Source organism: Paenibacillus catalpae, assembly GCF_900112695.1.
Classification (GTDB): Bacteria; Bacillota; Bacilli; order Paenibacillales; family Paenibacillaceae; genus Pristimantibacillus; species Pristimantibacillus catalpae.
This window is the reverse complement of sequence record NZ_FOMT01000005.1, coordinates 329,779-348,446: the sequence shown is the minus strand read 5'-3', so window position 1 is coordinate 348,446 and position 18,668 is coordinate 329,779. Positions and strand designations below refer to the sequence as shown.

26 protein-coding genes are annotated in these 18,668 nt (G+C 48.9%); 2 read left to right on the top strand and 24 right to left on the bottom strand.

Annotated elements, in window-relative coordinates; genetic code table 11:
* Positions 1 to 7: 7 nt before the first annotated feature.
* The 22 genes from BM200_RS23060 to BM200_RS22960 form a co-directional block, all read right to left on the bottom strand.
* Complete coding sequence (locus BM200_RS23060; RefSeq protein ID WP_091189004.1) at positions 8 to 355, bottom strand: 2Fe-2S iron-sulfur cluster-binding protein; 348 nt, start codon at positions 353 to 355, stop codon at positions 8 to 10.
* Entirely contained in the window at positions 352 to 969 is a 618-nt protein-coding gene (locus BM200_RS23055) for a nucleotidyltransferase family protein (RefSeq protein ID WP_139230831.1), read from the bottom strand. The genes BM200_RS23060 and BM200_RS23055 overlap by 4 nt, the downstream gene beginning before the upstream one ends.
* A gap of 19 nt (positions 970 to 988) precedes the next feature.
* Positions 989 to 1,285, bottom strand: coding sequence for a 2Fe-2S iron-sulfur cluster-binding protein (locus tag BM200_RS23050; RefSeq protein WP_091189002.1), 297 nt, complete (start codon positions 1,283 to 1,285; stop codon positions 989 to 991).
* Positions 1,286 to 1,331: 46 nt separating this feature from the next.
* On the bottom strand, positions 1,332 to 1,511 hold the full coding sequence (locus BM200_RS23045) for a DUF2768 family protein (RefSeq protein WP_091189001.1): 180 nt from the start codon (positions 1,509 to 1,511) through the stop codon (positions 1,332 to 1,334).
* 125 nt (positions 1,512 to 1,636) lie between these two features.
* Positions 1,637 to 1,909, bottom strand: coding sequence for a stage VI sporulation protein F (locus BM200_RS23040; protein ID WP_175532979.1), 273 nt, complete (start codon positions 1,907 to 1,909; stop codon positions 1,637 to 1,639).
* A 96-nt stretch (positions 1,910 to 2,005) separates the two neighbouring features.
* Positions 2,006 to 3,040, bottom strand: coding sequence for an NAD(P)H-dependent glycerol-3-phosphate dehydrogenase (locus BM200_RS23035; protein WP_091189292.1), 1,035 nt, complete (start codon positions 3,038 to 3,040; stop codon positions 2,006 to 2,008).
* 8 nt (positions 3,041 to 3,048) lie between these two features.
* Complete coding sequence (gene plsY / locus BM200_RS23030; protein ID WP_091188999.1) at positions 3,049 to 3,657, bottom strand: glycerol-3-phosphate 1-O-acyltransferase PlsY; 609 nt, start codon at positions 3,655 to 3,657, stop codon at positions 3,049 to 3,051.
* A 12-nt stretch (positions 3,658 to 3,669) separates the two neighbouring features.
* Positions 3,670 to 4,992 (bottom strand): ribosome biogenesis GTPase Der, encoded by a 1,323-nt coding sequence (der, locus tag BM200_RS23025; RefSeq protein ID WP_091188998.1) that lies wholly within the window; start codon positions 4,990 to 4,992, stop codon positions 3,670 to 3,672.
* A gap of 80 nt (positions 4,993 to 5,072) precedes the next feature.
* Complete coding sequence (locus BM200_RS23020; RefSeq protein WP_091188997.1) at positions 5,073 to 5,252, bottom strand: capping complex subunit for YIEGIA; 180 nt, start codon at positions 5,250 to 5,252, stop codon at positions 5,073 to 5,075.
* Entirely contained in the window at positions 5,245 to 6,159 is a 915-nt protein-coding gene (locus BM200_RS23015; protein ID WP_091188996.1) for a YIEGIA family protein, read from the bottom strand. Before BM200_RS23015 ends, BM200_RS23020 begins: the two co-directional genes overlap by 8 nt.
* Complete coding sequence (locus BM200_RS23010; protein WP_091188995.1) at positions 6,156 to 6,803, bottom strand: YphA family membrane protein; 648 nt, start codon at positions 6,801 to 6,803, stop codon at positions 6,156 to 6,158. The genes BM200_RS23015 and BM200_RS23010 overlap by 4 nt, the downstream gene beginning before the upstream one ends.
* A 133-nt stretch (positions 6,804 to 6,936) precedes the next feature.
* A complete protein-coding gene (gene rpsA, locus BM200_RS23005) occupies positions 6,937 to 8,175 on the bottom strand; it encodes a 30S ribosomal protein S1 (RefSeq protein WP_091188994.1) in 1,239 nt (412 codons plus the stop codon).
* 79 nt (positions 8,176 to 8,254) lie between these two features.
* Positions 8,255 to 8,830, bottom strand: a complete 576-nt coding sequence (locus BM200_RS23000) for a lysophospholipid acyltransferase family protein (RefSeq protein ID WP_091188993.1) — start codon at positions 8,828 to 8,830, stop codon at positions 8,255 to 8,257.
* 4 nt (positions 8,831 to 8,834) lie between these two features.
* Positions 8,835 to 9,536, bottom strand: a complete 702-nt coding sequence (cmk, locus tag BM200_RS22995; protein ID WP_091188992.1) for a (d)CMP kinase — start codon at positions 9,534 to 9,536, stop codon at positions 8,835 to 8,837.
* A gap of 404 nt (positions 9,537 to 9,940) precedes the next feature.
* A complete protein-coding gene (locus tag BM200_RS22990; protein WP_139230829.1) occupies positions 9,941 to 10,123 on the bottom strand; it encodes a hypothetical protein in 183 nt (60 codons plus the stop codon).
* A gap of 66 nt (positions 10,124 to 10,189) precedes the next feature.
* Entirely contained in the window at positions 10,190 to 10,843 is a 654-nt protein-coding gene (locus BM200_RS22985; protein WP_091188990.1) for a flagellar brake protein, read from the bottom strand.
* 60 nt (positions 10,844 to 10,903) lie between these two features.
* Complete coding sequence (ypeB, locus tag BM200_RS22980; protein ID WP_091188989.1) at positions 10,904 to 12,262, bottom strand: germination protein YpeB; 1,359 nt, start codon at positions 12,260 to 12,262, stop codon at positions 10,904 to 10,906.
* A 73-nt stretch (positions 12,263 to 12,335) separates the two neighbouring features.
* The gene (locus tag BM200_RS30105; protein ID WP_175532978.1) at positions 12,336 to 12,491 is read right to left on the bottom strand and encodes a hypothetical protein; all 156 of its coding nucleotides are present in this window, start codon (positions 12,489 to 12,491) and stop codon (positions 12,336 to 12,338) included.
* 52 nt (positions 12,492 to 12,543) lie between these two features.
* Entirely contained in the window at positions 12,544 to 13,242 is a 699-nt protein-coding gene (prsW, locus tag BM200_RS22975) for a glutamic-type intramembrane protease PrsW (RefSeq protein WP_091188988.1), read from the bottom strand.
* Positions 13,243 to 13,290: 48 nt separating this feature from the next.
* On the bottom strand, positions 13,291 to 14,541 hold the full coding sequence (locus tag BM200_RS22970) for a Glu/Leu/Phe/Val family dehydrogenase (RefSeq protein WP_091188987.1): 1,251 nt from the start codon (positions 14,539 to 14,541) through the stop codon (positions 13,291 to 13,293).
* Between the two features lie 139 nt (positions 14,542 to 14,680).
* Entirely contained in the window at positions 14,681 to 15,295 is a 615-nt protein-coding gene (locus BM200_RS22965; protein WP_091188986.1) for a genetic competence negative regulator, read from the bottom strand.
* A 199-nt stretch (positions 15,296 to 15,494) separates the two neighbouring features.
* Positions 15,495 to 15,860: a hypothetical protein gene (locus BM200_RS22960; protein WP_139230828.1), complete on the bottom strand. Its 366-nt coding sequence runs from the start codon at positions 15,858 to 15,860 to the stop codon at positions 15,495 to 15,497.
* 120 nt (positions 15,861 to 15,980) lie between these two features.
* Between BM200_RS22960 and BM200_RS22955 the strand changes: the two genes are divergently transcribed.
* Positions 15,981 to 16,832, top strand: a complete 852-nt coding sequence (locus BM200_RS22955; RefSeq protein ID WP_091188984.1) for a polysaccharide deacetylase family protein — start codon at positions 15,981 to 15,983, stop codon at positions 16,830 to 16,832.
* Here the strand turns inward: BM200_RS22955 and BM200_RS22950 are convergent.
* Both BM200_RS22950 and BM200_RS22945 read right to left on the bottom strand, forming a co-directional pair.
* Entirely contained in the window at positions 16,822 to 17,055 is a 234-nt protein-coding gene (locus BM200_RS22950) for a hypothetical protein (RefSeq protein ID WP_139230827.1), read from the bottom strand. The genes BM200_RS22955 and BM200_RS22950 overlap by 11 nt on opposite strands.
* Positions 17,052 to 17,654 carry a CPBP family intramembrane glutamic endopeptidase gene (locus BM200_RS22945; protein WP_091188982.1) on the bottom strand — a complete coding sequence of 201 codons (603 nt, stop codon included), beginning with the start codon at positions 17,652 to 17,654 and terminating at the stop codon, positions 17,052 to 17,054. Before BM200_RS22945 ends, BM200_RS22950 begins: the two co-directional genes overlap by 4 nt.
* Before the next feature lie 106 nt (positions 17,655 to 17,760).
* Between BM200_RS22945 and BM200_RS22940 the strand changes: the two genes are divergently transcribed.
* Positions 17,761 to 18,666: a hypothetical protein gene (locus BM200_RS22940; protein WP_091188981.1), complete on the top strand. Its 906-nt coding sequence runs from the start codon at positions 17,761 to 17,763 to the stop codon at positions 18,664 to 18,666.
* Positions 18,667 to 18,668 lie beyond the last annotated feature (2 nt).

The following is an 18,668-nucleotide window of genomic DNA, read 5'->3' as shown; positions in this document are numbered from 1 at the left end:
CCTCGTTCTACCACAACTCATCGTTTTCTTCCGCCTGCTTCGCCAGGAGCTTCTGGACAGCCGCACGAAGCGGATCAAGCGGCACCTCGACATGAACCTGGCCTCTCGCCTTCGCCTGGCAGGCAAGCCTGTAGCCCTCTTCTTCAAGACCGGCCAGCTTGCGCCGCTCTTCTTCTGCGATCGGCAGCAGGTCACTGTCCTGCCGTATTTTTACTTTGCACATGAAGCATGCCGCATTACCGCCGCAGCGTGTCTGAATCAGTACGCCTGCTTTTCTGGCCGCTGACAGGATCGATGTCCCCGGCTTCACTTCAATGGATACACCTGATGGAGAGAACGTCACCTTCGCGCTCATTTTACAGCACCTGCCTGACGGCTGGCGAGCCGCTGACTCAGCTGCTTCTTCGCCTCTACGGTAAGCACATTGCGTTTCTCCAGAAGCCGTCTGGCTTCCTCATGGCGTGATTCATCCTTTATATAGTGGTCCATTAATAATGTTATACGGTCTTCACGGCTGCGGAGCATGTTGAACCAAAGCTCATGCGCAACAGGAACAACAGGAACATACAACCCGCTGTCTTCTGCATCCCTTACAGCAAACAGCTCCGAATAAGGCTTTAGCAGGGAGCTGACTTCCGTCACATAACGGCAGCCGTTCGCCCGCACAACAAAGCCTCCAACCAGTTCAACAGGTATGCCTTCTATGACAAAATGACTGAGTACCGAGCGATAATTACCGCATTCGCTAAGCTGCTTCGTATCGGAGGCAAAGGGCTTCAGCCGCTCGTAGATTTGATCATATTCGTTGTCGTCGACATACAAATCAATATCATTCGGCGCCGCCTGCAGCGGCAGTCCGCGCAGCATGAGCCCTGTACTGCCTCCCAGCACCCAGTCAGCCTCTACACCAGCAAGAAGCCGGACGATGGCAGCCAGAGCCTTCTCAATTGGCGTATCATGATCCATCACTGCACATCCTCCCCCAGCATCAGAAATACGGCTTGTTAATCGCTTTAACCGGGATCTCGCTGCTCTTCACAACAGCCTGGCAGGCAAGCCGGTAACCTTCGTCAAATTCCTCCGGCTCCATCCGGTCCCATTCGGCATCTGTTATCCCTTCCAGGGCTGCTGCCCCTTCTTCAATGAAGCAGCGGCATCTCGCGCAGGTTCCGCGGGTACAATTCGAAGACCAGTCTACCTTTGCTTTCAGCGCGAGCTTTAGTAGCGTTACGCCAATTTCGGGCTCGACAACCGCTGTTTTCGTTCTCCCCTTCAGTTCAATCATGAGATCATGATTCCTTTCAAGCTGTCGTTATGTATGGTCATCTTTTTTAGATAATGGCTATCATCCCGCATAGAAAACCAAATACAAGCAGAATAAAGGAAACAAAGGATAACGTAAATTTGATAACACCTTTGGTCTTTAAACGGGCAAAGGTAATCATAACGGCGGCGATCGCCATTAACCCGATACCGATTAAAGATACCCACATCTTCGTCATTGGATCCATGAACTAATCTACTCCCTAGTCGATAACCGTAATAAATGCAACACTCATTATAACATCAAGCACAAAAAAGGACAAAAAAACCCAAAAAAATCTGCTGAAATCAGCAGATTTTTTTGGGTAGATCGTTACTTGATCATCATTTTGATCAATGATTCGATACCGCCTATGCTCATACCGCTTGCTTTCACGGCTTTAACAATATCATTCATCGTTTTATCCGAGACTGGAACCTTTGCCATATCCGATACCTGCTTGATCAGCTTACGGAGTTCATCTTCGTTCTGCATCGTGGATGCCGATACGCCGTTTGCCAATTTCTTTACCGCATTCTCGGAAATGTTTTTCCCCGTCTTCTTGTTTATTGCATGAAGAACATCTTTGGAAAGATCTTTAGCCACTGCTTTCCCCTCCTTCAATGTCGCTGCTTTGACCATATAAGCATTAGCCTTGCAACATCATATGAGAGGGGGAAATGAATGGTATAGGCGCGTGTCTCAGTCTAGCTGTTCAATTTCATGTGTCTTTAACCGGCCCATCAAATTTTCTACCGCAGACTTTGGTGAATTATTCGCAAACAATACGCTGTACAGCTCTGCTGTAATCGGCATCCGTACATCATATTGCTTTGCAAGCTCATTGGCTGCTCGCGTTGTTCTCACGCCTTCAACAACCATGCCCATACGCTCCAGAACCTCTTCAAGCGGCGTGCCATCAGCCAGCATCGAGCCCGCACGCCAATTACGGCTGTGCTGGCTTGTGCAAGTAACAACAAGGTCGCCTACGCCAGCAAGGCCTGCAAAGGTAAGCGGATTAGCGCCCATTGCCGTACCTAGCCGACTGATCTCAGCCAGGCCGCGGGTAATCAGAGCCGCTTTGGCATTGTCGCCAAACCCGAGACCATCGGATAAGCCTGCACCTAATGCGATAATATTTTTGATCGCGCCTGCTACTTCAACACCAACAACATCCGGGTTCGTATAGACGCGGAAATATGTACTCATAAAAGCGTCCTGTGCCTTCTCTGCTGCTTTCAGATCCGCGGAAGCCACAACAACGGTTGTTGGCTGCCTGCGGATTACTTCTTCTGCATGGCTTGGACCGGACAAAACAACAATCTCCTCGGCAGGACGTTCCAGTTCCTCCGACAATACCGTTGTCATCCGTTTCAGCGTATCTGCCTCAAAGCCTTTTGTCGCATGAACAACTAAAGTCTCTTCAGCCAGATAAGGTGCGGCTTGCTTCGCTACCGCCCTCATCGCCGATGAAGGGGCAACGAACAAAGCCAGCTCCGCACTTTCAAGCGCTTCCCGCATATCCGTTGTCGCATGAAGAGACGACGGCAAGGCTGCGCCTGGCAAATACTTTTCATTTGTACGGCTGGCGTTCATCTGTTCAGCGTGCTCGGCTGAACGTGTCCACAGCTTGACATCATATCCGTTGCCGGCCAGTACAGCGGCAAGCGCGGTTCCCCAGCTGCCTGCCACCAGTACCGCCGCACGCCCTTTATGTTCCGACTTTTCTTGCGGCATCCTTCCGATCACGACCCTTTCTTAGCACCCAGCTTATTCTCAGTTCCTTGCAGCAGCTTCACAATATTCGAACGATGACGTACGAAAGCAAATACACATAGTATGAGGCTGACCGTTAATACGGGAGCGGAATAATAAAAAATGGATATAAGGACGGGAGTTAAAGCCGCAAATATAAGAGATCCAAGCGATACATAACGGGTAATGGCAATCACGATTATTGTAACCACTCCGGCGATAAGAGCCGGTATAAAGGCGAGCGCAGCAATTGCGCCAATGGTTGTCGCAATTCCTTTGCCGCCTTTGAAGTTGAAGTAGATCGGCCAGTTATGTCCCATTATGGCAGCAAGACCGCAAATCGCAGGGGTCCAGTCGACACCTTCATCAAGCCCAAGCCAGCGGCCGATGAATACCGCGGCAATCCCTTTACCCAAATCAAGCACAAAGCAAAGCAGGCCCGGCCCTTTTCCAAGCACACGGATTGTATTGGTTGCGCCTGCGTTGCCGCTGCCGTGCTCCCGGATATCGATGCCTTTCACTAATCTGGCGATCACGATGCTGAACGATACCGAGCCTAACAAATAACTCAGAACAACCGCGATTACAGCGTATATCAAGCTTCTTCTCCCCTAATCTTCATCCGATTTCTTTCTTGTGAATAAACGGACTGGCGTTCCTTCAAAATCAAATGCCGCACGGATCTTATTCTCGAGGTACCGCTCGTACGAGAAGTGCATCATCTCCGGATTGTTGACGAAGATTACGATCGTAGGAGGCTTGGTTGCCACTTGCGTAACATAATTGATTTTGAGGCGTTTGCCTTTATCTGTCGGCGGCGGATTGTAAGCAACCGCATCAGAGACAACATCATTAAGCAGATGTGTCTGAATCCGCATCGCATGCTGTTCCGATACATGGTTCACAACAGGGAGCAGCTTATGCAAGCGCTGTTTTGTCTTCGCAGATAAAAAGACGATTGGAGCATACGTCATAAACAGGAAGTGGTCACGGATATTTTGTGTGAATTCCTGCATGGTCTTCTCATCCTTATCGACAACATCCCATTTGTTCACGACAAAAATCGAAGCCTTGCCAGCTTCATGCGCATATCCGGCAATATGTTTGTCCTGCTCGATAATGCCTTCTTCGCCGTTAATGAGCACAAGAACAACATCGGCGCGTTCAATGGCTTTCAAGGCGCGCATAACGCTGTATTTCTCGGTTGACTCATAGACCTTGCCGCGCTTACGCATACCTGCAGTATCAATCAGCACATAACGCTGGCCGTCACGCTCGAATGGCGTATCGATGGCGTCACGGGTTGTCCCTGCAACGTTGCTGACGATTACACGCTCTTCCCCAAGCAGCGCATTAACGAGCGACGATTTGCCCACATTCGGGCGTCCGATCAAGGCTACGCGAATGACATCATCATCATACCCGTCATCCTCAAGCTCCGGAAGCTTCTCAATCGCCGCATCCAGCATATCGCCGATACCGAGGCCATGCGAGCCGGATATTGCAATCGGTTCTCCGAAGCCAAGGCCGTAAAACTCATAAATTTCATCCATACGGTTCAGATTGTCCACTTTGTTGACTGCAAGAACCACTGGTTTGCGGGAACGGAACAGCATTTGCGCCACTTCGTCATCCGCATGCGTCACGCCTGATTTCGCGTCGCACATAAAGATAATGACATCCGCTTCCTCGATGGCAAGCTCAGCCTGCATCCGGACGGATTTCATAATTTCATCTTCACCATCGATTTCAATACCGCCTGTATCTACGATGCTGAATGCTTTACCATTCCATTCTCCTGGGCTGTAAAGACGGTCCCGGGTTACGCCCGGTTTATCTTCAACGATTGCCAGCCGATCGCCAACCACCCGGTTAAAAATGGTGGATTTGCCCACATTCGGGCGACCAACTATTGCAATAACGGGTCTTGCCATAGGTCAATGCTCACTCCTTCAGAAATACTCACGACTATCATCATAGCAAAAAACAACGTTCTTGGCTAACTTTTCATCTTTTAATGATGGTTTACAATGACGATTGTGCCGTTTTTCAAGTCATGAGCGCTGGCATCCAATATTTTCTCGAGAAGAAAAGCGGTCTGCTGCATGGCCTTCTCATCCGGCTCAATAAAAATAGGCGCACCTCCGCCTATTTTCTCACGTTCGATAGCCACGATTGCAATTATTTTAGCCATTGCTCTGCGCCTCCTTATTGACTGAAGCTTCCGTAGGCATACGCACTGCCGCTTCCATAATCGGCACCTTGTTAATGACTTGAAGCGCTTTTGTCATATCCTTCTCCTGAGGGAGGAAAAAGACAGCCAGCCTGCCGTCCTTCATATCCAGCTTGGCCATTGGTATAAGAGCAGGCTCCCCGTCGTCGCGATACACGCCAAGAATGGTGGACAGATCATACAAAATCGCCTGTCTTTGCCCCAGATTACTGATCGTCACTTTGCCATTGGGATTATAGGGAGTCAATATGAACCCCATCCCCCGCTCCTTGATAATCTCCTGGTTCGCCTGCAAGCCAACATTCATAATATAGATGTCGCCAACGAACAGATCCGGGCCGTCAACCCGTACCTCGGCACCTTCGGAACGGCATATATGAGAAATCGTTTTGCCTGATTTAAGAAACCGGACAAGCAGCAGCGACAGAATGCCGCCGGCAATGCCAAGATATACATTCCATACGATAGCGAACAGGCTTGTGAGCAGCGCCGACATGATAACGAGATAGTTACGCCCCTCAAACACCATCGCAATGCCTTCTATGTAGGTAGAACCGCGGCTGACAAGCTCCAGGCTGTCAATCTTGGTCAGCGTCTCCCTCTCCATCTTCCTCACATCACGGAACTGCTGCGCAGCAAGGGACAGAAAAGTGATTGCCGTGTAGTCCTTGTTGTAGAGCGCCGGGACCGCAACCGCACCAAGCGCCGCTGCAATTACGCCGAGGGAAATATGGATAATACGGCCGTGAGGGTAAGTTGGATACTGCCTGTAATCGGTAGTCAGCATAAGAAGCCTTGAAACGATGCCAAAAACAATTCCAAGCAGCACGCCTATTAACATTTTGTGCTCGACAAGATAAGCATTCATTTCGGTGAACTTCCTCCTTTATTTCTCCATGGGATGGCTATAAACCGAACAACACCCGTGCGGACAGTCAGGAAAAGCAGACTGATAATACGGGCAGCGGCAAACGCAATCCATAAGCTGTCCCACCACTGCAGAGAGCCGATAGAAGCCTCGTATACGCCTTTCTGCAGCAAGGCATGAACCAGCTCGGCTGCGGCACCAGCAAACAACAGCACGGTAAACTGATGCTGGCCCTTCGTGGAAAAGGCTGAGGCCAGCACACCTGCAACAATGGGTCCGTCAAGCAGAGGATCCAGCCAAAAGAATACGGGATCAACGCTGTACATCTTCCTTACGCTTCCCCAAATCATGCCAGCCAGAAGAGCACAGATCAGCAGATAACCGCGTGAATCCCAAACTAACGGACCGCGCATCGCAAGCAGGCTGATCACCATAAGCAGAATGGTGCCGGCAAAGACATGAATGTGTACCGCTCCAATTTGAAAGGTTTCCTCGATGAGCTGGAGTGCAGCGCAGATGGCAAGAGCTAACAATACCCATTTCCTGTTCTTCACAGACAGGCCAACGAAGTCCGACCATCCGGTTGTCATTAAAATGAAGGCCATCACCATAATCCAAATTGAAATATACCCGGCATTGAGCATTTAGCAAGATCACCTCTCGTTGACCTATTATGCTCCAAATAAAAGGGGCTATTCCCGATTTTTACAATTCAAAATATAACAAAAGAGGCTGCTCCTGATAATCAGGAGCAGCCTCTTTATGCATCGATATTAATTATTTCAATTTGCTCAGCTTATCGCCGAAACGTTCTGCAAGCGAGTAGCTCATGCTGGAGCTGTTCAAGCTTACGTTCGGGTTGTTGCCCAGATCTTCAGGCTTAACCGAAGAAGAACGCTCGCGTTGCGGTTTGCCCGATCTAGGTGCTTGCTCGGAAGAAGCCGATTGCTCAGGAGCTTCTTCTGTTTCTTTGATGCTCAGGCTTACACGTTTCTCAGCCGAGTTGAAATCAAGCACTTTCGCTTTCACCTCTTGGCCCTCTTTCAATACTTCGAAAGGAGTTGCGATGTGACGGTGAGCGATTTGCGAGATGTGTACAAGACCCTCTACGCCTGGGGCGATTTCAACAAATGCGCCGAAAGTAACAAGGCGGCGTACTGTGCCTGTAACGATGTCGCCAACGTTGAATTGGCCTGCAGCGGATTCCCAAGGACCAGGTTGAGCTGCTTTGATGCTCAGGCTGATCTTGCCTGCCGCCGGGTCAACTTTAAGTACTTTAACGGTAACCGATTGACCTTCCGAAACAACGTCTTTAGGATGGGCAACATGCTGCCACGACAGCTCGGATACGTGAACCAGACCGTCGATGCCGCCGATATCTACGAATGCGCCAAACGGAGTCAGGCGTTGCACAGTACCTTCCAGCTGTTGACCAGCTTGCAGACCTGCGATCACTTGTTGTTTGTTTTGTTCGAACTCAGCGTCCAGTACTTCTTTAGCAGACAGGATCACTTTATTGTTCTCGCGGTCGATCTCTTTAACTTTCACGCGGAGCGTGCGGCCTTTGTAATCGCTGAAATCTTCAACGAAATGACGCTCTACCATCGAAGCCGGAATGAAACCGCGTACGCCAACGTCAGCGACAAGGCCGCCTTTTACAACATCGGCAACGGTAACTTCGAATACTTCACCGCTCTCGAAACGGCTTTGCAGTAAGTCCCAAGCGCGCTCGCCGTCGATCAGACGTTTCGACAGAACGAGTTTTTCTTTCTCGTCGTCGATGCTGACAACTTTCAGCTCAACCTCTTGGCCAACTTGAACAGCATCGTTTGCGTTATCCAGTTGTACCGCGGAAAGCTCACGAACCGGAATGACACCGTCATATTTATATCCAAGGCTTACATAAGCTTGGTTATCATCGATTTTGATGATCGTACCTTTTACTGAATCGCCTTTTTTCAAGGACACAAAGTTGTCCATAGCTGCTTGGTCTTGAACATTGATTTCTTCTGACATGGAAATAACCTCCTCAATTCATACCCCAACTTTATTTAAATCCACTTTCATCATGGGAAAGCAGAATTTAAAACAACTTTTATTTGTTCTTCTCAATCATCTCATGAATGCGAGACATAATGGCATCCGTAATACGGTCCAGCTTATCCGGCGAGGATTCATTTATGATAGCAGAAATATCAACCGGTTGGCCGTAGAAAACTCTTATCTTACGGAAAAGCTTATATTTGCCCACTACCGCTACGGGAATAATGGTTGCGCCGCTGCGGTAAGCAATCATCGCTGCGCCTTTCTTTGCTGCCGTTCCATCACTGTTCCGTGTACCCTCCGGGAAAATCCCCATTACTTTGCCTTCGCCAAGAAGGTTAAGCGCGGAACGGATCGCATCCTTGCCGACGCCCCGTTTGACAGGAAAGGCGCCCCAGGCCCGGATCAGCGGTCCTAACACCGGAATCTTGAACAGCTCGGATTTGGCCATATAATGAACCTTGCGCGGCACCCTTATGCCAACTGCGGGCGGGTCCAGATTGCTTATATGATTCGAGCAAAGAATGACAGATCCTTCTTTCGGGATATGCTCCAGCCCTTTAACCTCAAGCCGGAACAATAATCCGTACAGGATGTTAAACACGGCTCTGAAAATGCGATATAACATTAGTTTACTTCGCCTCCGCCAATTTGGTTCGGCTTAATTTCACAATTAAAGCCGCAACTTCATCGATTGACATCGATGTACTGTCGAGGACTATAGCATCCTTCGCACAAATGAGCGGAGAAATCTCTCGTTGTTCGTCTAACCGGTCGCGCTCCGCAATTTCCTGCTCAAGCTGCTCCAACGTAATGGATTGCGTTGCCGCAATCTCCTTGAAACGGCGCTGTGCCCGTTCTTGTACGGATGCGGTAAGGAAAATCTTAAGCTCCGCGTCAGGCAGTACATGCGAGCCGATATCCCGGCCGTCCATGACAACGCCTTTGCTTTCTGCCAATTGGCGCTGAAGCCTGCCAAGCAATTCTCTCACGGTTTCATTTGCTGCAATATGCGAGACGGCAAGTGTTACTTCCCGTGAACGGATCAGATCCGTAATGTTCTCGCCATTCAAAAAGACAGCTTGCCCGTTCTCACCCGGCGCCAGCTTAATATCCAGCGTCCTGGCATGTACAGACAGCTTCTCGCTGTCCCGAGGCTCAATTCCCGCCCTTTGGGCGCTGAGCGTAACGGCGCGATACATAGCTCCTGTATCGATATAAATGTAATCTAGCTGTTCGGCAACCTTGCGCGCGACCGTACTCTTGCCTGCACCGGCAGGACCGTCTATCGCAATGTTAATCCGGTCGCTGTCACCGTCTTGCTGCATCACCAACACCCTACCCCCTCAAAAGAATTAACACACAAACAGATTGGTTTAGGCTGTTCGTGATGATTCTTGCATCGAAAGCATTTGCTATCGAATGGCTGGCCGAATGCTGATTTGTTGATGCGAGCATCTGCCTCTCAAGCATTAACGGCTTGGCCGGTTCTTACGGACCGTAACCAGTGAAATATAACCGGGAATATGTATAAGTTATACTTCAAGGAGAAACGGCTTCGCCGCCTTTGGTAGCGAGACGCGTTTCATTCCGAAGAATTCTAAGATCTATCCTAAAAAATTCTTAGAATTCAATAAAAAAGCAGGCGCCGCCTGCGATCGTGAAAATTATACCACACAATAAACGCAGATGCAAAAACGGCAGATGCCCAAAAACGCTGTCCCTCCGGGCTAAAAGCCTAGCGGTAAGCTGCACCTTCCCAACGCTCAACATCTGTCACCCAGTGTCGAATGGCGTCATTTTGGAGCATAAATTGCGCTAATATAACACCGATTATTAGAACAAAAGCAATCTTGGCCAGCCGTTTCGCGACGGCATCCATTTGCTTCTTTAACTCCTCTTCATCCTCCGCAATCCGCACCAGAATCCCTTCCTCTACTTGCCGTTTCCGGATAGGATGCGTATGTAAGCCCAATCTTATACAGAATTATCTTCCACGAAATTCCAATTGTTTCTCGAAGCAGTAACGAATGATTTTCTGCCGTTCACTGTCCCCGATAGTGATGTATTTACTCATGATCTGCTTCCGCCCGGTCACAATATCAACCACACGGACGACCTCTGCCTTGAAGGAGGAATGCTCAAGCGTGCCGTTCTTATAAGGAATAAGCAGCCAGCAGTCCATCTCCATGCCGGGTTGAATCGGCCATTTGCCGTCGCAAATAAAGGAAATGCCCCCGCCGCCTACATCATCGGTCAACGTAACAAAACGAATATTGCCGGACAAATTAACCGCAATTTCAAGATCGGCAGCAACCCGCAGGAAATGACGGCGCTGTACCTTCGTAATACGGGCCGGATCCGGCTTGCGGATCTTAATCAGCTTGACGACATCATCGCGGAAGCCAATGACGTGCGAATCGAAATAATGTTTAATCCCGTCTTCCGATACATAATAAACCGACAGCTCGTCCCCCAAGAAAAGCCGTTTCATCCGGCCTGTTGTTGTATTGAGCGGATTTTCGATCAGCAAACCATCTTCCAGCTCATCTGCAATTCTAGCTTTATATTCAACAGCTGCCTCTTCTTCATCAGCAGAAGCGATCTCGAAAAACAACATTTGGTTAACTCTAGGCAACAATTGGCTCCCCTCCCATATTGGTGTTTATTATAACACGTCAATTTGAGGGGAGCCATATCGTTATTTGGCGAAACTTGTCCGTTTGTCGAGCGGTGACAGCTCTTCAATCGCTTCTTCGACACCAGTCTCCGAGTTGATATAGATCCGGTAATCACTGCCGTTTACCCTGCCGGTAAATTCATAGCATAAAGTTTCCTCGCCCAGCTCGTTCAAGATCATAGCCATTTGCTCATTCGCTACCTTAAATTCCGGATTAAGCGCTTTGCGTGCTTCTGCTTTGGTCAACTTCGCTTTAGGCAGACTGCGCGCATGATGTTCATAGACATAATCATTCGCCTGGAGACCAACAGCTTCGCCATTATCAAGAGCAACCTTGACCGTAAGCTTCTCCGGATAGATGAGCACACCGTTTTGCGTACTGACGAAAGTAAAGGCACCCGTATTGTCAAACATATTGTAGCTGACCGCCCGCATGCCTTTAAAACCATGCTCATTCAGAAACTTTTCTGCAGAAGCCTGTGCCTGGTTCTGGTCAATCTGTTTCTCCCCGATATCTCGGGAATCCATAAACCAGATCAGCTTACCGCCTCTTTGCGAATAATCCATCTGCAGTTTCCTGCCTGATTTCGGATCGGTTACCGTAGCGGAATAAGAGGAATACTCCGTTCCCTTACCGTTCTCGACTACCCGGATCTGGGAAGGCTGCGCACCCAGAAACTCCGTTACATGCTTTTTGACATCGTCAGCGGTAACCATCTTGCCGCTCAGCATACTGACCGAACGCTTCTGGTACATGCTTGCGACCGACGGACCCCAGTTGATTTCAGGATATTCACTTACTTTTTTGTCTACCGTCTTGAACCCGTCAATAATCGTATTGTCATTCGGGGAGTTCTGCTTCGCCAGCGCGACCTCAACATCCATCCAGCGCAGACGGTCGCTCAGCACTTTCTCCTGCATAGTGGTCAGATCCTTGGAGATATCCTCGGACTTGGCATACAAGGTTTTCAGCGTTTTGAATTCATCTTCAGACAAAGGCTGCTTCGATAAATCCCTAACCGAAGTCTTGTAGGCAAAGTTAGCAATACGCGATAAGAAATCTTCAGCCTCATTAAACGGGAGCATCGTCAGAGGGAGCTGGTTAATCTCGTTTTGCGCCTCGCTTGTCAGACGCCATACGTTAACGAGTCCTTTGCGATGGTAGCTTTGGGAGGTGGAGTTGACGGCAAGCGTATTTCCAAGCTGCTGATGGAGCTGCTCAACATGGTAAGTGAGATCATGGAAAGCACGCTGATACTGGTTCTCCGCCTTTATTAGAATCGAGTTTTTCTCTTGATGCTCTTGGTAACCCCAATATACTGAGCCGATTAGAAAAAGCGTCATGATGGGGAACAACACCGCGCTTAGCCGTTTATACATAACAAAAAAGCTCCTTTCTTCTGCAAAACCTAGCGTTAGTTTGGTTTGCAGAAGGGAGCTTTATGCATCTGTGTCAAATGCTGTGTTCTTCAATATCGAGGTCGTTCGTGTTGTTGCAAATGCATTGCTTGAAGCCGGTGTCGATCATTCCTTTGTCTCTTCTGCCGCGAAGAACGAATTTCTCGCCGCAAATATTGCATCGAATCGTTACCTTAACTCTTGGTTCCATTCCTGCCTCCGTCAATTTAACAAATTATTACTTTTCAGTATAGACGAAAGGCTTAAAGTTTAATCTCGTCTTCCCGGCTGATGAAGCGGAATGGAGACCGGGAATTGGCATTGTTCATCTTCCGGAGACCCCATACCCACAGGGCAACCATGAACGGAATAATGACAAAGATCCAGTTGGTTTTGAACGAGATCATGATGTAGTCATACGTTCCGTGCAGCAGCAGCGGAAGACATAATGATATCGTCAAATAAACATTGCGCTTGGAAGCTGTGGCGAACTTCGCCTTGCCGACGTAATAACCCATCATCACCCCAAACAGCGCATGTCCGGACACGGGCAGCAGCGCACGCATGAGCAGTGTTCCGAAGGTGGACGGCGAATAAATCGCGTACAGGACATTTTCCAAAGTTGCGAACCCAAGCGAGATCGAAGCCGCATATACAATCCCGTCATACGGCTCATCAAACTCGGTGTGATTGTAGATCATGTGATACAAGACGAACCATTTCACAAATTCCTCAATACCGGCTGATTCCACAAAAGAGAACAGCACGGGCTGATTATCGCCAAACCACAGCTGCAAGCCGCGCTGAATCACCACAATAGGTACAACAATGAGGACACCGAGCAGAAACATACGAACGACCATATGAATCGGCTCTGCATCATAACGGTCCTTCAAATACAAATAAGTAAGCAGCGATACGCCCGGGGCAACCGCAGCAGTCAGCACAGAAAACAATAGCAATTCGATGTTTCACCTCCCAGGCATCCGGCGGGACGCTCCCGCCGCCGGTTATACCCAGCCGCGATAACGCACCGCCTCTGCCATTTTGCGTACACCTGCCATATAGGCGGCAAGCCGCATGTTTACATTCCTGGACTTATGAATCTCATATACTTGGTTAAAGCCGCGGATCATCATGACACGCAGCCGGTCATCTACTTCTTGTTCATCCCAGTAGAAGCCTTGATTGTTCTGAACCCACTCGAAATAAGAGACGATAACCCCTCCGGCACTTGCCAGCACATCGGGTATAAGCAGGATGCCCCGTTCGGTTAAAATCCTGGTCGCTTCGAGCGTAGTTGGTCCGTTCGCCGCCTCTACAACAATTGTCGCTTTGATTCGCGGCGCGTTATCCTCCGTGATTTGATTCTCGATCGCAGCCGGAACGAGCACATCGCAATCCAGCTCGAGCAGATCACTGTTGGATATCGTCTGCGGGAATAGATTCGTTACATTGCCGAAGGAATCACGCCGATCGAGCAAGTAAGGAATGTCTAATCCATCTTCATTATACAACGCTCCGTTCACATCGGATATACCAATTACTCTCGCACCGGCCTCATGCATGAATTTGGCAAGGTAACTTCCGGCATTGCCGAAGCCCTGAATGACAATTCTTGCCTTGTTCAGCTCAATTCCTTTGAGAGCCAGCGCTTCATGAATCATTATAACAACGCCGCGAGCCGTAGCCGTCTCGCGCCCTCTGGAGCCGCCTAGCACTATGGGCTTGCCGGTAATAAAGCCCGGAGAATCAAACTCTCTAATCCGGCTGTATTCATCCAGCATCCAAGCCATAATTTGCGAATTGGTCATTACATCCGGAGCCGGAATGTCCTTTGTCGGCCCGACTATTTGGCTGACAGCCCGGACATACCCGCGGCTCAGCCGTTCCAGCTCGCCGAACGACATTTTTCTCGGATCACAAATTACGCCGCCTTTGCCTCCGCCGTAAGGAAGATCCGCAATGCCGCACTTAAGGCTCATCCAGATCGATAATGCTTTTACTTCATTTTCCGTTACAGCCGGATGGAAGCGAACTCCGCCCTTCGTTGGACCGACCGCATCATTATGCTGGGCCCGGTAGCCGGTAAACATCTTGGTCACGCCATTATCCATTTTGACTGGAATCCTGACGCTTAGCACACGTATCGGTTCCTTCAAGAGATCAATCATATCTTCTTTAAAGCCAAGCTTCAATAGGGCTTCTTCAATAACTACCTGTGTAGATTTCAAAACATCGTTTTCATCGTTTTCTGCCATCACTACAAGTTCACCCGCCTTTGTCTACTTGTAATATGAGCGTGTATACATCACGATATTCCAAAAGCACCCCATAAGATGCAAGAAGAGCACCTGCAGACAATCCTATGTCTGCCGATGCTCTAAATTGTTGCGCTTCTCAATTATAGAAATGAGTGCAAATTTCCCGCACAGCTTGAGCAGGCATAATGACCTTGCCGTACTCCTCCAGCATCGCGTAGGTGACGGAAGTCGCTTCTCCATATTCGGCAAGTAAGGCGATAACCGCATTATGCCGTGTCGTCTCGATAAGAGCCGGCTCAAGCGCCAGAATCCATTTCCCGTTGTAGGAATATAAGCGCCCGTCTTCTGTAAGCGCAGCTGCCTGCAGCTGTTTGCATACATTTATGACATCCTCAAAATCCCGGAATGAATACATGACGATATCGCTTTGCTCCATCGTAACTTCCATCTCGTATATCTCGTCTTCCGTGTCTTCATCATCGGTAGCCCGTTCTTCGGATAGACCGTTCATCTTGCCACGGGTGACGATCACCACCATTCCTTGGGCGGGGAGGGCAAACACTTCGACCGCAAGCGGGCCACTGGCATCGAACCCAAGTTCACTGTATGCTTGTTCCATCATTTCACTGAAAAGATCGTGTACTTTGGGAATTTCGCGCCACATGTCTTCCTTCTGGATCCCCCGCTCGAGCAGGTCGTCGAACGTCAGGAAAATCCGTATCTTGTCCTGACTAAGCCGTTCGATTTTCATGACAGGATCCTCCTCTGCAGCATCTGTTGTATATAACTTATGAAATTATTTGCAGGATGTGATCAAAATGATCAAATCGTACTATGTATTTACTTTATCATGTTCGTCCCCGGATTGCACCTAAATTAGGCAAAAAAAGAATCGTTTGAGCCACGCCAATGTAAGGCGTGAACATCAACCGATTCCAACAACAGCTTCATTAATGCGGTTTGAAAGACGACTCCGCCATGATCTCGCTCGCCTGCTCCTTAAGTCCGGGATCGCTGTTGATTAACTGCTCAACCTGCTCCCAGCCTTCTCCTTGCTTTCCGGCGGTATCGTCTGAATGCTTTGGGGCCATAGATGAAGCCGACACTGCTTTATTGAGTCCTCGTTTCATCATCATCGATGCAGCATTTCTGCCTATGGATGAGCATGCATTCGCAAGTGAACTGGATGCCCATGCCGCCATTCCGGGTCTTTTGCGTGATACATATACTGCTGCCGCAAGGCCTGCGACTGCGCCTAACATAAACCCGCCGATTCTCATGACTTTCGTTACCTCCTTCGGGGATAGTTGCACCATTTATTTTCTCCCTGATATCAAGTGTCATTCTGCTCAATTTAAGGAAAACGGGCAGCAGCCCCATCCTTATGATAAAATTGGATGAAGCAACCAAACTACTGACAACAAGGCGGAGATTCGATGACGAAAGCAAACTTGAGTACAATCTGTGTCGTTCTTGCGGTTACAGCTTTATTGACCTCCTGCAGTGCTAACCCGAAGACTATAACTGCAAATTCAAACGCTGCGCCTTCGGCAACTTCAGCTGCCGTACAATCGCCTCCGGCAGAACAATCATCACCGGATACACCAACCAAAACTCCAGCAACGCCAAGCCCTGCACCTGAGGTAATAGCACCGTTGTATGAAATGACAAGTGTCTACCGGTTTGTTCCCATTGATGAGACGAAAGCATCGAAAAAGGCCGTTCTTCTGACTTTTGACGACGCTCCCCATAATAAAGAAGTGATCAATAACCTGCTCGATACCCTTGATAAGCATCATGCAAAGGCAATCTTTTTCGTAAACGGTTACAGAGTCAAGCAGCATCCAGAATTATTGAAGTTGATTCATGAGCGGGGTCAAACGATTGGCAATCATTCCTGGGATCATATTGATCTCAAGAAAGAACAGCCGGACATGATCGAGACCCAAATCGCCAACGTTCAAACGGAGGTGAAATCCCTGATCGGCGAAGAGCCAAAGTTTTTCCGTCCGCCTTACGGCTCCGGCGGGGATGCGGTAAAAGAGGCAGCAAAAAACCACGGCATGCTGTACATGACGTGGTCCAATGGTTCACTCGATTGGGAACAGAAGTCTCCCGGCGATCCGGATAAAGTGATCAGCAATGTGCTGGAGCAGCTTCATCCCGGGGCCAATATTTTGATGCATGAATTAACATGGACGGCTGCCGCGCTGGACAACCTTCTGACGAAGCTTGAAGATAAGGGCTATACTTTCATCGATCCCAAGACGATCAAGGTCATTCCGTAAACCGTAAGCCATACCAGAAAAGCCCTGCTACCAAACAAACGAATAATAGAAATAACAAATTATAATACCATTTGGTTACCTTCTGCACGCTGGAAGGGTGTACTTTACGTCTAGGCGGCAGCGCCTCTGCATTCGTGTCGGTCGCGTTGCCAGGCTGTACTGCCGCCTGTTCGTGTTGTCTTCTCCCTCTTGAGCTACCGAATTTCTCCACTCTGCTCATCACTGCTCTGTTTGCTCCCTCCTGAACCGGATAATTAGTCCCATAATCAAATCAACCAAGAAATGCGCGAGGATCGGCGCCCACAAGGTACCGGACTCGATATAAATCCAGCCTAATCCGTAACTTATCGAGAAGACAAGACCTGTAGGAATCCAATGCTTCAAATAACGGACATGGATAGCCGCGAATATAATGCTTGTCCAATACGGACCAAAGGAATGCTGGACAGCGCCGCGGAACAGCACCTCCTCGCAAACGGCAACTACAAACGAAATAACGGCAATATGCCATACCGGCCTGTTCTGGAATATGCGTTCATTAATTCCTCCGTCATCCGCAGCCTCTTCGGGAACCCACCTCGAAATAAGCAGATCTACTACGATTACAGCTGCCGCGAGGCCAAGCCCCCACCATAAGAAGGTAAGGCTGTTTGGAAATTGTAATAACAGAAATGGATTTGAACGCTGAAATAATACCCATATCAAACCGATAATAATAGTAATTGCTTGCGTGACGTAAAGATTCACGAGCAGCATGCGGTCGTCAATCTCATCTACAGATAGTTGGCGCACGCGAATATTACGGATATCGAATTTTTTCATAGCTTCCCGCCTGTCTAAGTAGGTCATATTTCCTTTTATGATCATTTCACCTATACTGATAGGGCACAAACGACGGCATAAACTAATACATAGAAGGAGATTTGTGATGGAGAAACGTTTACCTCGTTCCGCAATGATATTTAGTTTGGGGTTTGTCTTTATGCTCGTCTGCGCAGTTGGCGCATTCTTCTACGGCGTAAAGATCGGGACGTCCAAAACGGAAACCAAGTACGAAATGAAACAATTAAAATCTGCGGCAGCAGAGAACATTAGCCCGTATCAGCAGCAGGATCTTGTCTCATTTTATCATACCGTATTTTTGCCTTACCGTGAATTTCAATCCGATTGGGATGCTGCCATGAATGAGTTTGCTCAAGGCGAGGCCGGCAGTGCATCTTCCAAATTAAAAGAACTGGCGGATCTTGCTCGTTCGAAAAGAACGGAAGCCGCATCCTTCGATATGCAAAAATCTCCGCTCCTAGGTGACGCCCAGTCCAATTACATCAGAAGTCTGGAGCAATTCGAGCAGGCTGCGAAAGCAGCGTCAGCTAGCGCGAAAACAACAGGTGCGTCTAAGCTGCAAAGCAGCATTGAACAGCTGGGCTCTTATCAGCTTGCCGTCCGGCAGGCATTGGCTGCGCAACAGGCTTATTACGCCGCCATGATGAAATGGGGAGCAACGGTCGAACCGAGCATCCCTTCTAATTATACAATGCCTAAGGTGATCGAAATCAAGAAATGGTCAAGCCTGCCTCTTATTGTTAAGAATAAACTGATGGCTGACCAGCTCGCTTCCCGCGAGCAGCTTATGGTCTTTTACCCCCAGGACCTGACAAGCCGTATCGATGATTTTATCGCTTCAGGACAGCCTTCGAAGCTGAATCTGAAGTCGGTGACAGCGATCGCCGATCTGCTGATCGATACAGAAGCCGTCAGAAGCGGAGACTTCACAGAAAACCGTTCGAAGCTGTACAAGCTGGATCTGCTGCCCCAGCTCCCGTTCTTCTCCTGATG